Source organism: Erysipelothrix sp. HDW6A (genome assembly GCF_011400295.1).
Lineage (GTDB): Bacteria > Bacillota_I > Bacilli_A > Erysipelotrichales > Erysipelotrichaceae > Erysipelothrix.
Genome location: NZ_CP049859.1, coordinates 1,824,045 through 1,842,028, shown reverse-complemented (window position 1 = coordinate 1,842,028; position 17,984 = coordinate 1,824,045). Strand labels below are relative to the sequence as shown.

18 protein-coding genes and 1 pseudogene are annotated in these 17,984 nt (G+C 35.7%); 10 read left to right on the top strand and 9 right to left on the bottom strand.

The window, feature by feature from the left end:
* A pseudogene (locus G7059_RS09450) lies at nucleotides 1-1,436 on the top strand (glycoside hydrolase family 1 protein).
* Between the two features lie 27 nt (nucleotides 1,437-1,463).
* Here the strand turns inward: G7059_RS09450 and G7059_RS09445 are convergent.
* Genes G7059_RS09445 through G7059_RS09425 form a run of 5 tightly spaced genes read right to left on the bottom strand, consistent with a single transcriptional unit; the run spans nucleotide 1,464 to nucleotide 4,629 of the window.
* Complete coding sequence (locus G7059_RS09445) at nucleotides 1,464-2,111, bottom strand: hypothetical protein (protein ID WP_166081852.1); 648 nt, start codon at nucleotides 2,109-2,111, stop codon at nucleotides 1,464-1,466.
* Nucleotides 2,095-2,928 (bottom strand): ATP-binding cassette domain-containing protein, encoded by an 834-nt coding sequence (locus tag G7059_RS09440; protein WP_166081851.1) that lies wholly within the window; start codon nucleotides 2,926-2,928, stop codon nucleotides 2,095-2,097. Before G7059_RS09440 ends, G7059_RS09445 begins: the two co-directional genes overlap by 17 nt.
* The gene (locus tag G7059_RS09435) at nucleotides 2,921-3,661 is read right to left on the bottom strand and encodes an ATP-binding cassette domain-containing protein (protein ID WP_166081849.1); all 741 of its coding nucleotides are present in this window, start codon (nucleotides 3,659-3,661) and stop codon (nucleotides 2,921-2,923) included. Before G7059_RS09435 ends, G7059_RS09440 begins: the two co-directional genes overlap by 8 nt.
* Nucleotides 3,636-4,250 carry a hypothetical protein gene (locus G7059_RS09430; protein WP_166081848.1) on the bottom strand — a complete coding sequence of 205 codons (615 nt, stop codon included), beginning with the start codon at nucleotides 4,248-4,250 and terminating at the stop codon, nucleotides 3,636-3,638. Before G7059_RS09430 ends, G7059_RS09435 begins: the two co-directional genes overlap by 26 nt.
* Before the next feature lies 1 nt (nucleotide 4,251).
* The gene (locus tag G7059_RS09425) at nucleotides 4,252-4,629 is read right to left on the bottom strand and encodes a GntR family transcriptional regulator (protein ID WP_166081846.1); all 378 of its coding nucleotides are present in this window, start codon (nucleotides 4,627-4,629) and stop codon (nucleotides 4,252-4,254) included.
* Nucleotides 4,630-4,741: 112 nt separating this feature from the next.
* On the opposite strand from G7059_RS09425, the gene G7059_RS09420 reads away from it, so the two are divergent.
* A complete protein-coding gene (locus tag G7059_RS09420) occupies nucleotides 4,742-5,146 on the top strand; it encodes an arsenate reductase ArsC (RefSeq protein WP_166081844.1) in 405 nt (134 codons plus the stop codon).
* Between the two features lie 19 nt (nucleotides 5,147-5,165).
* Here the strand turns inward: G7059_RS09420 and G7059_RS09415 are convergent, their stop codons facing one another.
* The 3 genes from G7059_RS09415 to G7059_RS09405 all read right to left on the bottom strand — a co-directional run bounded on the left by G7059_RS09415 (nucleotide 5,166) and on the right by G7059_RS09405 (nucleotide 6,824).
* Complete coding sequence (locus G7059_RS09415; protein WP_166081843.1) at nucleotides 5,166-5,777, bottom strand: response regulator transcription factor; 612 nt, start codon at nucleotides 5,775-5,777, stop codon at nucleotides 5,166-5,168.
* Between the two features lie 3 nt (nucleotides 5,778-5,780).
* A complete protein-coding gene (locus G7059_RS09410) occupies nucleotides 5,781-6,353 on the bottom strand; it encodes a sensor histidine kinase (RefSeq protein WP_166081842.1) in 573 nt (190 codons plus the stop codon).
* A gap of 138 nt (nucleotides 6,354-6,491) precedes the next feature.
* Complete coding sequence (locus G7059_RS09405) at nucleotides 6,492-6,824, bottom strand: hypothetical protein (protein ID WP_166081841.1); 333 nt, start codon at nucleotides 6,822-6,824, stop codon at nucleotides 6,492-6,494.
* 149 nt (nucleotides 6,825-6,973) lie between these two features.
* Here G7059_RS09405 and G7059_RS09400 point away from each other — a divergent pair, with 149 nt between their 5' ends.
* Genes G7059_RS09400 through G7059_RS09390 form a run of 3 tightly spaced genes read left to right on the top strand, consistent with a single transcriptional unit; the run spans nucleotide 6,974 to nucleotide 10,158 of the window.
* Nucleotides 6,974-7,909 carry an ABC transporter ATP-binding protein gene (locus G7059_RS09400; protein ID WP_166081840.1) on the top strand — a complete coding sequence of 312 codons (936 nt, stop codon included), beginning with the start codon at nucleotides 6,974-6,976 and terminating at the stop codon, nucleotides 7,907-7,909.
* Nucleotide 7,910: 1 nt separating this feature from the next.
* The gene (locus G7059_RS09395; RefSeq protein ID WP_205700210.1) at nucleotides 7,911-9,035 is read left to right on the top strand and encodes an ABC transporter permease; all 1,125 of its coding nucleotides are present in this window, start codon (nucleotides 7,911-7,913) and stop codon (nucleotides 9,033-9,035) included.
* Nucleotides 9,022-10,158: an ABC transporter permease gene (locus tag G7059_RS09390; protein WP_166081838.1), complete on the top strand. Its 1,137-nt coding sequence runs from the start codon at nucleotides 9,022-9,024 to the stop codon at nucleotides 10,156-10,158. The genes G7059_RS09395 and G7059_RS09390 overlap by 14 nt, the downstream gene beginning before the upstream one ends.
* A 28-nt stretch (nucleotides 10,159-10,186) precedes the next feature.
* Here G7059_RS09390 and G7059_RS09385 read toward each other — a convergent pair whose 3' ends face one another.
* Entirely contained in the window at nucleotides 10,187-10,747 is a 561-nt protein-coding gene (locus G7059_RS09385) for a mechanosensitive ion channel family protein (RefSeq protein WP_166081837.1), read from the bottom strand.
* A gap of 398 nt (nucleotides 10,748-11,145) precedes the next feature.
* Here G7059_RS09385 and glgB point away from each other — a divergent pair, with 398 nt between their 5' ends.
* The 5 genes from glgB (at nucleotide 11,146) to G7059_RS09360 (ending at nucleotide 17,836) form a co-directional block, all read left to right on the top strand.
* Entirely contained in the window at nucleotides 11,146-13,029 is a 1,884-nt protein-coding gene (gene glgB, locus G7059_RS09380; RefSeq protein ID WP_205700209.1) for a 1,4-alpha-glucan branching protein GlgB, read from the top strand.
* A 9-nt stretch (nucleotides 13,030-13,038) separates the two neighbouring features.
* A complete protein-coding gene (locus G7059_RS09375) occupies nucleotides 13,039-14,187 on the top strand; it encodes a glucose-1-phosphate adenylyltransferase (RefSeq protein WP_166081835.1) in 1,149 nt (382 codons plus the stop codon).
* Nucleotides 14,174-15,328, top strand: a complete 1,155-nt coding sequence (gene glgD / locus G7059_RS09370; protein WP_166081834.1) for a glucose-1-phosphate adenylyltransferase subunit GlgD — start codon at nucleotides 14,174-14,176, stop codon at nucleotides 15,326-15,328. Before G7059_RS09375 ends, glgD begins: the two co-directional genes overlap by 14 nt.
* Nucleotides 15,325-16,761, top strand: a complete 1,437-nt coding sequence (gene glgA / locus G7059_RS09365) for a glycogen synthase GlgA (RefSeq protein ID WP_166081833.1) — start codon at nucleotides 15,325-15,327, stop codon at nucleotides 16,759-16,761. Before glgD ends, glgA begins: the two co-directional genes overlap by 4 nt.
* Before the next feature lie 82 nt (nucleotides 16,762-16,843).
* Entirely contained in the window at nucleotides 16,844-17,836 is a 993-nt protein-coding gene (locus G7059_RS09360) for an aldose epimerase family protein (protein WP_166081832.1), read from the top strand.
* The last annotated feature ends 148 nt before the right edge of the window (nucleotides 17,837-17,984 follow it).

Here is a 17,984-nt window from a genome sequence, read left to right as displayed (position 1 = left end):
ATGTCGTTTAAAGAAGGATTTTTATGGGGAGGAGCAACTGCTGCTAACCAATGTGAAGGTGCTTGGAATATTGATGGAAAAGGACCAAGTATGCAAGACCACAAACGTGGTGGGGGTTAAACAAAGCGAGACTATTCGATGATCCAATTATTGAAGGTCAGTATTACCCAAGTCATGAAGCGATTGATCAATATCATCGTTATAAAGAAGATATTGCTCTCTTTGGAGAAATGGGATTTAAAGTATACCGTTTATCAATAGCATGGAGTCGAATTTTCCCAAATGGTGATGATGAGACAGCGAATGAAGAAGGTCTTGCTTATTATGACCGTGTCTTTGACGAATGTGCTAAGTACGGAATCGAGCCTCTAGTTACATTAAGTCATTTTGAAGTTCCAATGGGAATTGTTAAAAAATATAACGGCTTCTCTGATCGTCGTGTGATTGATTTATTTGTACGTTACACTACAACTGTCATGGAACGCTACAAAGATAAAGTTAAATACTGGTTAACATTCAATGAAATTAACTTTGGTATGATGCCTCATGGTTCTTTAAGTGTATTAGGGATGCTTGATGAAGGAACACAAAATCATAAAGAAGCAATCGATAATCCAAAAGAAAGAATGCAGGCACTTCACCATGTATTCATTGCAAGTGCACGTACAGTCATTGAAGGACATAAGATTAATCCAGAGTTTAAGATAGGAAATATGATTGCATATCTCACGTTCTATCCACTAACACCTAAACCAGAGGATGTGTTGAAAACTCAACACGATGATAATATTATCAATAACCTTTGTGGCGATGTTCAAGTATTTGGTGAGTATCCATACTTTGCGAAGAAATATATGAAAGAGATTGGTCTTGAGTTGAAGATTGAAGATGGAGATATGGAAATTCTTAAAGAAGGAACCATAGACTTCTACACATTCTCATACTATATGACAAACTGTCTCAGTGTTACTCAAGGAACAGAACTAACGATGGGTAATCTGATGGGTGGTCAAAAGAATCCTTATCTTGAGACAAGTGATTGGGGATGGCAAATTGATCCTGTTGGACTTCGTTATACATTAAATAAACTGTATGATCGCTACCACATCCCACTCATGGTTGTAGAAAACGGCTTTGGTGCGGATGATGTGATTGAAGAAGATGGAAGCATCAATGATGACTATCGTATTGATTACATCAGAAAACATGTTGTTGCTATGAATGATGCTGTAGAAGACGGTGTTGATTTGATTGGTTATACAACATGGGGTCCTATTGATCTTGTATCTGCTGGTACGGGAGAAATGAAAAAACGTTATGGCTTTATCTATGTAGATAAAGATAATGATGGAAATGGAACCCTTGATCGTAAACGTAAGAAGTCATTCTTCTGGTATAAAGATTTAATTGCATCAAACGGTAAAAATATAGACTAAAATAAAAGACTGCGAGGGCAGTCTTTTTTATGCAATATCATCATTTAGGAAACTCGAGCGAGCTTTGGGTCCGGTGCGGAAGAGGTTATTAAGAATAAATAACAGAACAACACTTAAGATAAGTATGAAAAAGAGGTTCATAAGATTATTTTGTTTTAAAAACTCTCCAAATAGCATTACTGAGAAATAAATGATTAAAGAAATAATTGCTGAAGGAGTACTTCGATTCTTCTCACTGTTGTTAATGTTGTTTAGTACTGTATTGAGAAATACTTGGACGGATAAAATGTAAACCATTAGTAATATAAGTGTAGAGATGATGGTCATAATATCGAGTGCATGCTTCATGCTTAGAAGATCAACAAGCGAGAATATGATATTTGGAATTGCGATTGCTGCGAATATTTTTCTGTAAAAAACCGTAAGTTCGCGTAACACCATTTTCTTACTATACCCACGAGTTAGTAATTGCACAAGTGTTCCTCGTGTTAGGAACAATCCAACCTGTGCACCCGCAGTTATGACACAAATGAGAAAGACAACTGCTTGAGCAATGATACCCCAGCTAAAAAGCGCTTTAAAGAAATTGCTGCTGACAATTGAACTCAAGAAAAGGCTAAATATGCCACTTCCAAAAATAAGTAAAGGGTGATTTTCTTTAAAATAAGGATTCATAGCGCTTCATCCTTTCAATATTGTGAAGAAGATCTGCCAGTGATAAGCGTTCAAGTTCAAGTTTTGGATAAAGGGTCTTATCAATAATCGCTTGTGTTGTGTACTCTGTTTCCCAGGTGTTTAAGGTTTGTTCTGGAAGTGTTTCCTTAGTACCACTCCACAACATATAACGATCAAGTATGTCTTCAGTATAGCCTTCAAAATACACCTTTCCATCCTTTAAATAGACAAGATAATCTGCTAAGGTATCAAAGTCTTCTACATTATTACTTGCGATAATAAGAGTATTCGTTTCATCGAGAAGTTTTTCTTGTACTACTTCTCTTAGAATGGTTCTATAATTTGAATCTAAGTTTAAGCTGGGTTCATCAAGTAAAATGAGGCTTTCAGTATTAGCGAATGTTAAGGCTAAGAGTGTTCTCTTTTTCTCGCCTTTTGACATTTCGATGATTGGCTTATTAAGAGCAACTCCAAATCTTTTTGCATATTCTCTAAATAGATTTTTGTCGTAATATGGATAAACATCTTTCATCCAGTTTGAATACATATAAGGTGCATTCCTTTTTTCATAGTAAGGGAATTGATCAGGCATGTAATTAATACCCTCATTCTGTAGAAATGTGAAGAGGTCTTTGTCGTTAATGATGATACTTCCTGAGTCCATTTCAATTATTCCTGATAAAAGCTTGAGTATGGTCGATTTACCTTTACTGTTTTTACCTGCAATAAGGGTAAGTGAGCCATCTGGTATCGAAGCACTGATAGGTCCGACAGTCATTGTATCTCGTTTCTTAATTACGTCTTTAAACTTAATCATTGTGTATCCTCCTACCTTGCATTTTCTCCACAAAATCATGGATAGAATGAACCTTGCCATTAATGTCTCTTTTTTCTAACAATGTGCTTGCTTCATCATAAAAGGATTCGATGTCGCTCGCAATCAGTGGTATCCCTTGTTGTAAGTAGATGACATAATCAACACGATTACCCAGTTCTTGTACGTTGTGCGTTGAGATGACGGCAGATGCTTGGAATTTGTAGAGGTAATCATTAAGTATCTGCATAATGTCATAACGTGTTGCGGGATCAATACCTTCCGTTGCTTCGTCAAATACTAAGAGTTTTGCTTGATGAGAAAGGGCTATAGCAACTTGGAATCTTTGAAGCTTCCCAACACTCATTTTTTTGAATTTCTGCTTGGGATCAATCTCAAATCGATCTAACAGCTTTTGATAAGTAGTCCAATCCCAATTTTTATAGATAGTCGAAAGAAGTAATGCAATCATTTTGGGAGTGTAGTTCATCTCAAATGGAAAACTATCAGGAATAAAGCCGATATCTTCTCGAAAATCTTTCTTATCATCAAATGTGATATCAACATTAGGATTGTTGTAGGACTCGACAAGAACATTAACGATACTCGATTTCCCGCTTCCATTAGGACCTGTCAAAAGACAAACGGTTCCTGGTTCCATCGAAAGTGTTAGAGGACCTATATGGAAGGCTCCAAAGCTAAAGTTAAGCTTATTGATGTTTAATGAATTCTTCATATTGGATCCTTTCTGTTATTTTTCTATTGAATAAGTAAGGAGTCGTGCTAAAGACTAGTGTTTGCAGTGTTTTAAAGAGTGTAAATACAATTACGAAACCATGGAACGGTGTGAAGCTGTGAATCATATTGTTTGAAGAATCAATGAAAAATATAAATAGTCCAATTCCTGCTACAAGATTCATTACAAAATTAATTTCCCAATATTTATGACGGTATTTGATTTTTTGATAGACTGTAATGTACTGAGAAAGAAAGAGTATCATAAGGTAAACTGGAAGTGAGAAGGGTTGTCTACTAAATAGAATATAAATAAAGTAGAAGACAATGCCATCAATAGTAAGAGTTACACAATATCGTATGATTTTACCGATAAATGAATCGGGAAATGATTGATACATAACAGTACTCTTATTGATTACTAGTGAATTTCTTAGGTCATTAATATTGGCGATTGAGTATCCTATGAAATATGCAGGGACCTCTAGTCCAATAAGCAAGAGAATTGCGAGAAGATATCTAACCAACAAAAGAGCGTAATTAACAATATAGTTTTCATAAAACGAACGTTTGATGTTGCGTAGAATCATACTAATTACCATCCTCTTCTAAAATTGAATAGAGTTCTATAATTTCTTTTTTTGAAATATTTGCAGCTTGAGCGAGTACGAGAATATCTTCAAGATGGTCTTGAATTTGACTTAGATAATTTTCACGATGAAAATTAGGGTCTTGTTGCTTCACAAAACTACCTTTTCCTGGCACTGTTTCAATAAACCCATCACGTTCAAGTTCTTCATAGGCACGCTTCGTTGTAATAACACTTACAGATAAATCTTTGGCGAGTAAGCGTATTGATGGAAGTGGCTCCCCAGCTTTCAGTATGTTTTGGACTATATTGTCCTTAATTGCTTCTGCAATTTGCTCGTAGATTGGTTTATCAACGCTGTTACGTATCTTTATATTCATAAGTTATCACCTACTGTATATATATTATATACACAGTATATACAGATGTGCAAGACTTATTGATTAAAAATATAAAATTGAGTAAAATAAGAATAGTAAAATGGAGCGTATTATGAAACCAAATGTAGCTTTTATCTGTGTCCACAATTCGTGTCGAAGTCAAATGGCTGAGGCCTTAGCTAAGAAGTTTGCTTCTGAATCGTTTAACGCGTATTCAGCAGGCTCAGAACTTAAAAAAAGCATCAATGAAGATGCTGTTCAATACATCATTGAACGAATTGGAGTTGATATGACTTTAAGTCAGAAACCTAAGTTATTGGATGCATTACCAGAGATTGATATCGTGATTACTATGGGGTGCTATGATGTCTGCCCAAGCATACCATGCAGTCATCGTGAAGATTGGGGCTTGGAAGATCCAACAGGAAAGGGCAAAGAATTCTTTGAGCTGACAATTGATAAAATTATTGATAACATAGAGAATCTAAAAGCACGTATCGATGCTAATAAACTATAAAGACTTCCAGGCGGAAGTCTTATTTTTTTAGATTTTGATAATAGAATATCGCGAGTTGTGTGCGATCTCTCACTTCAAGCTTCTCTAGTAATGCACTGATTTGATTACGAACAGTTCCTTCACTGTATGCAACTACTTCAGCAATTTCTTTATTATTGAGTCCCTTAGCTACAAGTTCAATTAAATGATGTTCCTTATTGCTTAGTTCATCATGCTTAAAGCGTTGATGACGTGGTTGAAGTCTATTCATAACCCCTTCACCAAAGACAATCTGATTTGCCATAATACTTTTTAGTGCTGGTACAATATTCGCAAAGTCTTGCTTCAATAGATATCCCTTTGCCCCGAGGTTCAATGCTTCATCCACATATTCATCATCAAGAAATGTAGTAAGATATACAATTCGTGCATCGGCATCGTAAGCCATAATTTTCTTTCCAGCTTCGATACCATTTGTTTCTTTCATACGGATATCCATAAGGATAATATCGGGACTGTGTCTCATGTAGAGTTCAAGTGCTTGATTGCCGTCAGAACCTATCTCAAGCACCTTAATGTCAGAATTCACTTCTAAAATTGTTTTTAATGATGCACTTACGATTGGGTCATCGTCAATAAGTATCAGTTTCATAGATTACTCCTTTGGTATACTTAGATACAGTCTATAGCCGTTCTGTGTCTGGATATTAAGGATTCCTTTGTGATTGAGAACCCTCTTTTCAATGCTAGCCAGTCCAATTCCAGGATTTGGTGAAGGCTTGCTGATTGAACCGTTATCATGAATAACACAATAAATATGATGTTCTGATTCAGTAAGTTTAAGATGAACAGAAGTAGCGTTACTGTGCTTAGTTGTATTGGTTAGAGCTTCTTTAATACAGTAAATCAATGTTGATTGAACCTGTGTAGGTATGTTGGAATGTAACTGATATATGTAGTCAAAGTCTAAGTTAGTATAAGTAGTAAGTATCTGTGATATTTCTCGATTAAGGTCATAAGAATCCTTATAGAGTGCATGAACACTAGTTCGAATCGAGTTCATTCCGTCATCTAATGTATCTTTTAGAGTAGTGAATAAAGGGTCTAGTGTTTCGTTTGAATTGAGTGATTGCAAAGCACCAACCTGTAGTAAGGAACTGCTAAGTAAGTGACCAACATTGTCGTGAATGTCTCGAGCGATGCGATTTCTTTCATCAAGTACTGACATCTCAAGTTCAATTGCTTGGTTATGTATAAGTTCTTGTCGAAGTTTATTTTCATGGATTCCTTGGGATTGAAGTTCGTTATTAAGAGAAGTATGTTCATGAAGTAATTGCGTATAGCTCTTTGATAAAATTGAGTAAGCTTAGACTAGAATAATTGCTAATGCTTGAATTAAGAGTGTTGGCATGGGATTAAGAACGATAACTGTACCCAAAACGATCGATAATCCAAGTGGATTCTGTATATCCAGAATAAGGAGACATAATCCCCAAAGTAGCTGAGGATAGAAGTAAGCTAGAATACAGTAAACACCTAATATTATTATTTTGAATATTTGATTCTTAATTAATGAAACAATAAGCATTGCGGATGACAAGAGTAACCACACTAAAACACTATCCATGGTAATGCCTGAATAGAAGGTGAGAGCTGTAAATACACCATAGAGTATGAGTTTAATGATTAATGGGTTCATCTTATACCTCGATGAAGCTATTATACCAATGCAAGGAATAAATGACAATTGTCATTATTAGTGATTATTATCATCATAGTGATGACAGTGAACACTAGAATGTCATTGGTGAAATCATTATTATTAAGAGTGAACAGGGGGTACAGATAATGCCACTATTACAGGTTAAAGACTTAGTTAAAAGATATGGAGATTTCACAGCAGTGGATCATTTTGATTTGGTACTAAATGAGGGTGAGATTTTAGGACTATTGGGTCCAAATGGAAGTGGAAAGAGTACCACCATCCACTGTATTTTATCCCTTCTTAACTATGAGTATGGAAGTATTAAAATATTTGGTAAACCAATGCATCCAGCTGCTTATGATATAAAAAGAAATATCGGAATCATACCTCAAGATGTGGCAGTGTTTTTAGAGCTGACTGTCTATGAGAATATTGACTACTTCTGTAGTCTTTATATTAGCGATAAAAATATACGTGATTCTTATGTAAAGGAAGCAATATCATTTGTAGGCTTAGAAGAATTTAAGAATCACTATCCAAGAGAATTAAGTGGTGGTCTTCTCCGTAGACTGAATATTGCTTGCGGCGTTGTCCATAAACCACAGTTAATTATTCTTGATGAGCCTACTGTCGCAGTTGATCCACAAAGCCGACATAAAATACTACAAGGGATTCTTGAGTTAAACAAACAAGGAGCAACAATTCTTTATACATCTCATTACATGGAAGAGATTGAACAGTTATGTGATCGTATCGTTATCATGGACAGAGGTAAAGAAATTGCCCAAGGAAGCAAAGAGTCCTTGAAGCAATTAAGTCAGTATGGAGAAACTATCACATTTGAGTCGTATCAATTAAACGATGAATTCATCGAACTTATTAAAAAGCAAGATAATGTACAAGACATTGAACAAAATATGAGTGAATTAAAGGTTCGTTGTAAGAATGCAGATCAGAATCTATTCTCACTGATTAGTTTGTTTGAGAAGTATGGTGTTGAATATATTAGTGTTCGTCACGAACTGCCAACATTAAATGATGTTTTCCTAGAAATAACGGGAAAGGAACTGCGTGACTAGTATGCTAAAACAGTTTTTATACCGTTTAAAGATTATCTTGAGTGATAAATCATTATTGTTTTGGACTTTGCTCTTTCCAATGACCTTAGCATTCTTCTTTAATCTAACGATTAGAAATGCCTTTGAGATTAAGCCGATTGAGGTTATGCCACTTGCCAGTGTCAATGTATCTAATGTGGAGGTCCAACAATTTCTCGACACTTTGGAAGAGGATTACAGTCTTATTCAAATCAGAGACTACCCTTCAAAGGATGAAGCACTTGTTGATCTTGAAAATGGATCCATCCAAGGCATTGTAGAATACAACAATCAAATCAATCTTACAGTGACTGAGAATAAGAACAGCAATACTACGATTATTGCCAATGTCTTCGCTAGTTATAATAATAAACAAGCCATCATACAAGAACAGTTACAAGTCGATGCTTCAAAGGTAACACCTGAGTTTATTGACGAACTTGTTAATTCACAAACTTATTTGGATGCGAAACTTGATAGTAAAATCAATGATGTAGCGATGATTAATATGTATAGCACTATAGCAATGATGTGTATTTATGCCTCCCAATGGGGTGGACACAGTGGTTACTACATGCAAGCTGACAAATCTAAACTTGCAATTCGTACAAGTACATCTCCTACGAAGAAAGGTTATATTGTATTGATGGATTTAGCCGTTGTTTACCTTATATTCATTGTAGAGTTTGTCATTCATATCTTATTCCTTAAATACGCATTGAACGTATCAATGGGCTCTCAACCTCTTATACTGATCGTAACTGGATTGGTAGGTGGGCTTCTAAGTGCTGCCATGGGGTATATGTTGAGTGTATCGTTTACAGATTCAGAAAGTACTTTTTCATACCTTGTTTCCGGTATTGGTGTTTTACTTAGCTTTCTTTCAGGGATGATGAGTGTTGATGTGAAATACTTTATTGATACAAATCTACCGATTGTGAACAAGTTAAATCCTGCTGCTCTCATCACTGATAATTTTTATAATTCGTACATGGGGAGAAGCATTGGGGACTCTTTAGTAAACATACTGATTATGGTGGGTATGACATTGGTGTTTGGATTGATTGCTTATAGAAGGTTGAGAACCGTTTCTTATGACAGTATTTAAATCATTCTTTAAGATCGCAAACAAACGTAAAGCAAGCATCGTAATACCACTCCTAATTAGTGCTGCTTTTGCGCTTCTTAATAGAAGCAGTGTGATTGAGAAACAGGAGGAGTTTTCAAAACAACTTCCTAACATTGTACTTATTAACCATGATGAAAATTCAATTTCTTCAGGACTAGAGTCCTATCTTGAAGGCAAAGTTATCTTTGAAAGTTTCGACGAAAGTGAAATAGAAGAGGCGCTTTTCTATCGTCGTATTCAGTTTGCATTAGTTATACCTGAAGGCTATTCTCAAAGATTTATTGAAAAAGGGGAAGTACTGAACCCAGAGATACTTATTGATTCATCAAATGCTTATATTGCGGAATCATATATTCAGGAGTATTTGAGTAGTGTGAAGGCTTTGGTGAACCTTGGATATTCTGAAGAGCTTGCAGTTGAACGTGTTGTTGGATTAAAGGCAAACGATCCTTCAGTAAGTATTCATCATTCAGGTCAAAACAAGAGTGGAAACCTCTATGTTGGTTTCTCTACTATAGAAGTATATCCAATAATGTTTACGCTGATGTCAATCCTTATTCCAAGCTTGGCGGTATTCAAGGTTTATGGGGTAAAACGTAGGTCAGAAGTTGCATATATGAGCTCTTTCAAAAGAAATGCAATACTAATGGCAAGTACTGTTGCGTATGGTCACGCCTTATGGATATTCATGAAGAGTTTCTCGATCATTCTACTAAGAGATAATATAGAACTCACTTCATTCCTCTATTCTTCCTTAAATTCCTATGTTTTCTTATGGATAGTTATTGCCTTATCCTTTATGGTCAGTGAGATTGCGAAAACAGAAAGTAGTCAAATTGCCATTACAACGGTATCTTCGCTAGGTATATCCTTTATTTCAGGAGTTTTTGTTCCTAAAGAATTATTGAGTCCGGCTATCTTATCAGTAGCAAAGCTGTTTCCTGTATATTGGAATATTGAAGCGAATAGTGCTATTGCATCAGGTAAGGATATAGTGTCAACGATGAGCACTCCCTTGATTATTCAATGCTTATTCGCAGTTGTCTTTGCGGGTATTGGTCTTTTTGTAGCAAGAAATAGAAAAACTCGTTCAGGGTATTAGAAAAGGCGCATCCGCGCCTTTTGTGTTTTTAGTAGTGAGTATGATCGGGTCTAGATTTATTAGTAACTGTTGTGATTGTACTATGAGGGATAATATAGATTTCATCCAAGTCATGATTTCTTAAGGTTGTAGTTCTTAGCTCAATCTTCTCAACGATACCTGATCGTGTTGCTAAGACTACATCATCACCAACCCCATACTGTTCTTCAACGAGAATAAAGATTCCTGTGATGACATCTTTAATTAGTGTTTGAGCGCCAAATCCTATAGCAACACTACCAACACCAGCTACAGCTAAGATAGACGTTACGGAGATTCCAAAGATGTCTAAGACACCACAGATTACAAAGAAATTGATGATGTATTTGGCACCGCTTGTAAATACTTGAGTTAAGGTTTCTCTCTCGGTTGGTTTGCGTCGTAGGAATACAGAATGAATCACTCCTTTAGATATTCTAAAAGCAATTCTACCTAAAATTAGAATGATAGACACACGAATTGCCGCAACCACAATATCATGGACAAATCCCTTTGGTAGAATTTCTTCCAGTGTCGCTGCAAATACAAAATAGCTTGATATATTAAACATAAGATAGACCTCCAAATCTTCATGATGTATTATATCACAGGTATAAAACGACTTGCTAATACAGTTCAATCTATGAAATATAAATGCAACGATTTTGTAAAAACGAGAAAGAATAATTCAAGTAAAATAACGCTATATTAAGCCTTATTTTTACTTTTTAATAATGTATTTACATGTTTAACATACCTTTGTGCAAAGTTGAGTATAATTGCACTAAGTATGACAAGAGTAAACAGTTTTTGAGATTGACCGTTTCTAGTATTAATGCTATTATTAAGTTGTAAATAAACTAGTTGGCCAGTTTAAAACACAACAAGAAATTAATCGAATTATTAATTTTGGGGGTGTTTTAGAGTGGTTTTTTTGTGCATATTTTTATAGATAAAGGGGATATTACAATGGCGACTATGGATATTACGAGTATTGATTTAGTCAGTGAAATGTCACTGTTTAATCAAGGTCTGAATTTTAGAAGTTATGAATTTCTTGGATGCAAACCTTGTGACGAAGGATTTTGCTTCACTGTTTGGGCACCTCATGCTAAATCGGTGTCATTAGTTGGTGATTTTTCCGAATGGAACCCATTACCAATGGATGCATTATTTGAAACGGGTGCTTGGACACTACGATGTGACAATGCAAAAATAGGAGATTGCTATAAATATCGTATAGAAGATCAATTCGGGCATACAATCGATAAGATTGACCCTTATGCCCTGCAACATGAAGTACCTCCTAAAGATGCTTCAATTGTTTCGGTACTTCCTAAATTTGCTTGGAAAGATGCTACATGGCTTCGTTCGCGACGTCATAAAGTTCAGTTGAACCAAGCAATAAACGTCTATGAGGTTCATGCTACATCGTGGAAAAAAGCTGAAGATGGAAGAGATTTAAATCTTCAAGAACTAGCGGATGTACTGATTCCTTATGTTAAGGATATGGGATATACCCATATTGAGTTTATGCCTGTTATGGATCATCCATTGGATGCATCGTGGGGTTATCAGATTACTGGATACTTTGCAGTTGCCGGACGATATGGAACAGTAGAACAGTTTATGTATCTTGTCAATGAAGCTCATAAAGCCGGTATCGGAGTGCTTCTGGACTGGGTTCCAGGTCACTTCAATCGTAATGAGGTAGCTTTATCTTATTATGATGGAACTCCTACTTATGAATATCAAAGTCATATACGTGCGACAAATGTTCGCTGGGGAACGTTAAACTTTGATTTAGGTAAAAACCAGGTTCACAGTTTCCTTATATCTAACGCCATGTTCTGGCTCAAAGAACTCCATATCGATGGAATTCGAGTTGATGCCGTAAGTAACATGCTCTACCTTGATTATGATGAAGGACCACATGAACTTAATGAAGATGGCGGCAATATTAACCGAGAAGGTGTCCAATTCATTCAAAAGATGAATACAGAAATCTTCAAAGCATTTCCAGATGTGTTAATGATTGCTGAAGAAAGTACCAATTACCAAGGAATAACAAGTCCAGTACATCATGGTGGATTAGGCTTTAATTTAAAATGGAATATGGGGTGGATGAATGACACTTTACGATATTTTGAAACAGATCCAATCTATCGACCATACCATTTTGATTTACTAAACTTCCTGTTTGTATATATGCATAATGAAAACTATATGTACGCATTATCGCATGACGAGGTTGTTCATGGTAAGCATTCATTACTCGGTAAAATGCCAGGAGATCGCTATAAACAGTTTGCACAGCTCCGTTTATTGCAAGGCTTGATGTTAGGGCTACCTGGTAAGAAGTTAAACTTTATGGGATATGAAATTGGCCAATTCTTAGAGTGGCGATTCAAAGACGAGTTAGAGTGGAATGTCTTATCATATCCTCATAATAGTGAGTACAAGCATTACATTAAAACATTGAATTCAATCTATACGTCTCACAATGCTCTGTATCTTAATGATTTTGAAACCGAAGCAATTAAAATACTAGAAGCAGATGATCCAATCATGATCTTTACACGTTATGGAAAGATTCATCGTGACTTAATCATTTGTATCTATAACTTTTCTTTCGAAGAGAAGAAGGATTACAGAATTGGAGTTCCTTATCGAGGAACTTATGAAGTGTTATTAAATTCAGAAATGCAAGAATTTGGAGGGTGTTGGCAACAAAATCTTGAAGTCATGGAGACTCAAGTAAGTGAAAATCATAATGAAACCTACGCAATTGATGTATTAATTCCGTCGATGTCTGTTCTGTTTATTAAACCAAAAAGAATTTATAAAGAATAGGAGAATCATATGAAAACAGAAATTGCTGCAATGATATTAGCTGGAGGACAAGGATCACGTCTTGGAAAGCTTACAAAAGAGACTGCAAAACCAGCAGTACCCTTTGGAGGTCGATATCGTATTATTGACTTTGCTTTAAGTAATTGTGCGAACTCAGGCATTTATAATGTCGGTGTTATCACACAGTATCAACCTTTAGAATTAAACGAGCACATTGGAAATGGAGAAGCATGGGGACTTGACCGCTACAACAGTGGTGTCAAGATTCTTCAACCGTATTCAAGTGAAGACGGTGAAAAGTGGTTCAAAGGAACTGCTAATGCTATCTATCAAAACTGTGCATTCATTGATTCTGTAGATCCAGAATATGTCTTGATATTATCAGGAGACCATATTTATAAAATGGATTACATGAAGATGTTGGAAGATCATAAGAAAAACAATCCTGCCCTAACTGTTGCGGTTATTCCTGTAGAGCTAGAAGAAGCTTCTCGCTTTGGAATTATGAACACTGATGGCTCTATGCGTGTTATTGAATTTGAGGAAAAACCAAAAGTTCCAAAAAGTAATTTAGCTTCAATGGGGATTTATATTTTCAACTGGAAAATACTAAGAAAATATCTTGTTGAAGATCAAGCGAAAGAACGTCGATTAGAAGACTTTGGGAAACATGTTATTCCTGAGTTTATTAAGAATGGTGAAGCAGTATTTGCCTATTCATTTGAAGATTATTGGAAAGATGTTGGAACCATTGAGAGTCTCTGGGAAGCAAACATGGACTTTATGAATCCAAATCATGAGTTAGAAATTCGTGATGCTAACTGGCCAATCTACACCAAGTCACAAGCTTACCCACCACAATTTGTAACTGAGACAGGAAACATTAAGTACTCCATGGTTTCTGATGGTTGTTACATCGCTGGAGAGGTAACCAATTCTTCTCTATCCGAGAATATTAAATTAGGTACTAATTCAAGTATTGATCATTCGGTAGTTATGTCAGGAGCGACACTAGGCAAGAATGTCCGTGTTGAATATGCCATTATCGGCGAGAGCGCAAAAATCGCTGACAACGCCGAAGTCATAGGAACACCTGATGAAATTGCAGTAGTAGGATATCATGAAACAGTAGGAGGATTAAAAGATGACGAGGAATAATCAGTTATGTGCAATACTTAATCTATACAAGAATTTTGATGAATTGAAACCTCTATCGCGTAATCGTCCTGTAGCTTCATTGCCATTTGCATGTCGTTACCGTGTGGTAGATTTCATGCTATCAAGTGTAAGTCATGCAGACATTAGCTCTGTAGCAATGTTCATTAATTCCAGTGGCCGTTCTCTTTATGACCATATCCGTGGTGCTCGAGAATGGAACTTAAATACTACAATCACAGGAGGTATCTTTACTTTCTCACAACAAGACTGGAAGAAGAACTACTTCATTGACAGTGCCCAAACAGGAGACTTCTATGAAGACCATCACCTTTTCCTACAACGTTCTCGTTCAGAATATGTAGCCGTCATGAGTGGAGAAATTGTTATGAACATTGACTTATCAGAAGTGATGAGAATCCACGAACATACAGACTCAGATGTAACACTTGTTTATGCTACACGTACTCAAGAGGGAAGTTATAAGCCAGAGCAATATTTACTCATTGATGATAATGATTATGTAACAGCTTATGAAGATACTTTTGAATTTGGTAAGAAGATGAATATCAACATGGAAACAAGTATTATGAAAGTATCAACACTTCAAGCAATCCTTAAGCAAGCAAATGAAGATAAGTATTATGAAGAAATTGGAACAGTACTTCGTAAATACTTATCAGAAGGTGAGTACAAGGTTAAAGCGTATGAGTACACAGGATACTTTGCAATCATTGATTCCATTGAAACATACTACAAACACAACATGGAAATGCTGGATATTAATAAATACAATGCTTTATTCCATAGTAGTAAACACATTATTACGCGCTCAAAGAGTGGTATTCCAACGTTCTATGCCGACAATAGTGATGTGAATAATAGTTTATTTGCTTCAGGATGTATGTTGTATGGAGATGTAAAGAACTCCTTAATGTTTAGAAATGCAATTATTTTAGAAGGCTCAGTAGTTCGTGATTCAATTATTTTACCGGGTGTACATGTTGGTAAGAATGCCGTAATTGAGTATGCTATTCTTGATAAAGGAGTAACAGTTGATGAAGGAGTGACCATTAAAGGAACTCCAGAAGCAATAATTGTCGTACCTAAGAACACTCATGTAACTCAGGAGACTCATTTATGAAAATATTGTTTGCAGCAACAGAATCCGCACCCTTTTATAAAACCGGGGGTTTAGGAGATGTCGTTGATTCACTATCTATTGAACTCAATAAACAAGGAGATGATGTACGGGTAATTCTACCGTACTTCAAATCCTTCCCAAAGAAATACAAAGATAATGTCAGAGATATTATGTATTTCTTTGTTCAGATGGGATCAAACTCAATGTATTGTGGAATCAAAGAATTAGTCTATAAAGGTGTTACATATTACTTTGTAGACAATGAGTCATATTTTAATCGCGATAATTTGTACGGATATTGGGATGATGGCGAGCGTTTTGCTTTCTTTTCAATGGCTGTATGTGAAGTAATGGAAAAGATAGACTTTATTCCTGATATCATTCATGTTCATGATTGGCATGTGGGAATGGTGCCTGTTTTATTAACACATAAGTACCATTGGATTAATGCATATCGCAATATTCGTAAAGTTCTTACGATCCATAATCTACAATTCCAAGGAATTTATGATCCGTTAATGCTTGATGTCGTCTTTGGTATGGGATATGATGCATATAAAGATGATGGCTTAAAGTATAATGATCGTATTAATTATCTTAAAGGAGCGATTCATTACTCTGACCGTATTACTACTGTGAGTCCAAGTTACGCCAAAGAGATTCAAACTTATGAGTTTGGCGAACATTTGGATGGAGACCTACGATACAATAGCTGGAAGATACGAGGTATCTTAAACGGAATTGATGTTGAAACTAATAATCCAAAAACAGATGAACGCATTGCATATCAATTAAAAGAATCTTTCCCACGCTACAAAACGATGAATAAAGTAGCCTTACAAGAAAGACTTGGCTTACCTACAAATGATGCTATGTTAGTTGGTATGGTAACGCGTCTGACAGATCAAAAAGGTATTCAGCTCGTTATCCAAAAACTACATGAAATCATGCAACGCCATGTACAAGTTGTAATCTTAGGAACTGGAAATCCTGACTATGAAAACGAACTTCGTCATATTGCATCAATGTATCCGGATAAGTTAAGAGCAATTATTGAATTTGATATTGGTTTAGCGCAACAAATTTATGCTGGAAGTGATGTCTTCCTAATGCCTTCTGCCTTTGAACCTTGTGGACTATCGCAGATGTTCTCATTCCGATATGGAACCATTCCATTAGTTCATGAGACAGGTGGATTGCGTGATTCAGTAATACCTTACAATCCATTAAGTCATGAAGGTACAGGATTTAGTTTTAATACCTTTACAGCAGATTCAATGTTAGAAGTCATTGACTTATCATTAAATCAATACTTTGATTATCCTGAGAACTGGAAAGCTCTTGGTGAAAAAGCATTAACCCTTGATTTTAGTTGGAAGCAATCTATCAAACAATATCAAGAAATGTATCAAGAACTGTTGAACGAATCTTAATCAATTAACCAAAACAAAAATACTTCAGTCTGATTACTGAAGTATTTTTACCCAATAAATAATAAAGAAGGGTGGAAATCAAATGATTAATAATGCACAGGTTTTTGTACTTGAATCAAAGAAGTTAAGAGTTTCAATTACGAATTATGGAGCTCATATACTGCGTGTTGAGATGTTGAATAGAAATGGAAAATGGTCGGATTGTGTCTTAGGTTATGAGACACTAGAAGATTATAAAAAGTATGATGGATATGTAGGAGCTACAATAGGGAGAGCCTGCAACCGAATTAAAGACGGTCGTTTTACCTTGCATGGAAAAAACTATCAACTGGGATTAAATGATGGCGACAAGTCACTTCATGGTGGAATCCATGGATTTGATAAGCGTATGTTTGTAGCGAGTATTTATGATGAAGGGATGCTTCAACTGCAATACCGAAGTGTCGATGGTGAGGAAGGTTATCCTGGAACTGTGGATGTGATTATTACCTATCGTACCTTTGACGATACGTTATCAGTCACTTACGATGCGGTATCTAATAAAGATACTCTTGTGAACTTGACCAATCACAGTTATTTCAATTTATCCGACACATCGAATCAATTGAAGAATCATACATTACAAATTCAAGCTCATGAGTTTGCGGAAATCGATGAAAACCTAATAACTACCGGTAATTTTATTCCGGTTGCTGATACTTTGTTTGATTTCAGAAAGCCACAAGAAATCTATCAACAGTTACAAAAGAATCATCCTCAAAAAGAACGTGCAAAAGGCATTGATCATCACTACAACTTTTCCACATCTACCAATCAAGTTGTACTCGATTATCCACCATTAAAAAGAAGACTAATCGTAAGCACGAGTATGCCTGGAGCACAGATATACACTGCAAACTTCTTAGATAAACGTTGGTTTAGAAATAATAAAGAATTTGGCTTTAGAGATGCAATCTGTATTGAAACCCAGGCGATAAGTAATTCAATCAACTTTAGCGAAGGTCTTGAAGTGATACTAAGAGCATTTGAACCCTATCATGAATGGACGAACTATCGTTTTGAGTCTTATGAATAAGTAAAAGAGCTCCCTAGCACTGTAAATATGGTGTTGTGGAGCTTTCTTATTATTTTACCGAAACTAGGCATATTTTATGGTTTATTAATGGTATAATATCAATATAAGTAAACGCTTACATAGCGTCTAAACCAAAGGAGGTTTATCT

What these genes read in the sequence shown, in the direction of transcription:
- G7059_RS09425 (WP_166081846.1), bottom strand. Translation starts at nt 4,629, where the DNA reads ATGAATATAAAGATACGTAACAGCGTTGATAAACCAATCTACGAGCAA.
- G7059_RS09405 (WP_166081841.1), bottom strand. Translation starts at nt 6,824, where the DNA reads ATGAACCCATTAATCATTAAACTCATACTCTATGGTGTATTTACAGCT.
- G7059_RS09420 (WP_166081844.1), top strand. Translation starts at nt 4,742, where the DNA reads ATGAAACCAAATGTAGCTTTTATCTGTGTCCACAATTCGTGTCGAAGT.
- G7059_RS09385 (WP_166081837.1), bottom strand. Translation starts at nt 10,747, where the DNA reads ATGTTTAATATATCAAGCTATTTTGTATTTGCAGCGACACTGGAAGAA.
- G7059_RS09440 (WP_166081851.1), bottom strand. Translation starts at nt 2,928, where the DNA reads ATGATTAAGTTTAAAGACGTAATTAAGAAACGAGATACAATGACTGTC.
- glgD (WP_166081834.1), top strand. Translation starts at nt 14,174, where the DNA reads ATGACGAGGAATAATCAGTTATGTGCAATACTTAATCTATACAAGAAT.
- G7059_RS09390 (WP_166081838.1), top strand. Translation starts at nt 9,022, where the DNA reads ATGACAGTATTTAAATCATTCTTTAAGATCGCAAACAAACGTAAAGCA.
- G7059_RS09400 (WP_166081840.1), top strand. Translation starts at nt 6,974, where the DNA reads ATGCCACTATTACAGGTTAAAGACTTAGTTAAAAGATATGGAGATTTC.
- glgA (WP_166081833.1), top strand. Translation starts at nt 15,325, where the DNA reads ATGAAAATATTGTTTGCAGCAACAGAATCCGCACCCTTTTATAAAACC.
- G7059_RS09445 (WP_166081852.1), bottom strand. Translation starts at nt 2,111, where the DNA reads ATGAATCCTTATTTTAAAGAAAATCACCCTTTACTTATTTTTGGAAGT.
- G7059_RS09375 (WP_166081835.1), top strand. Translation starts at nt 13,039, where the DNA reads ATGAAAACAGAAATTGCTGCAATGATATTAGCTGGAGGACAAGGATCA.
- G7059_RS09415 (WP_166081843.1), bottom strand. Translation starts at nt 5,777, where the DNA reads ATGAAACTGATACTTATTGACGATGACCCAATCGTAAGTGCATCATTA.
- glgB (WP_205700209.1), top strand. Translation starts at nt 11,146, where the DNA reads ATGGCGACTATGGATATTACGAGTATTGATTTAGTCAGTGAAATGTCA.
- G7059_RS09410 (WP_166081842.1), bottom strand. Translation starts at nt 6,353, where the DNA reads ATGTCAGTACTTGATGAAAGAAATCGCATCGCTCGAGACATTCACGAC.
- G7059_RS09360 (WP_166081832.1), top strand. Translation starts at nt 16,844, where the DNA reads ATGATTAATAATGCACAGGTTTTTGTACTTGAATCAAAGAAGTTAAGA.
- G7059_RS09435 (WP_166081849.1), bottom strand. Translation starts at nt 3,661, where the DNA reads ATGAAGAATTCATTAAACATCAATAAGCTTAACTTTAGCTTTGGAGCC.
- G7059_RS09395 (WP_205700210.1), top strand. Translation starts at nt 7,911, where the DNA reads ATGCTAAAACAGTTTTTATACCGTTTAAAGATTATCTTGAGTGATAAA.
- G7059_RS09430 (WP_166081848.1), bottom strand. Translation starts at nt 4,250, where the DNA reads ATGATTCTACGCAACATCAAACGTTCGTTTTATGAAAACTATATTGTT.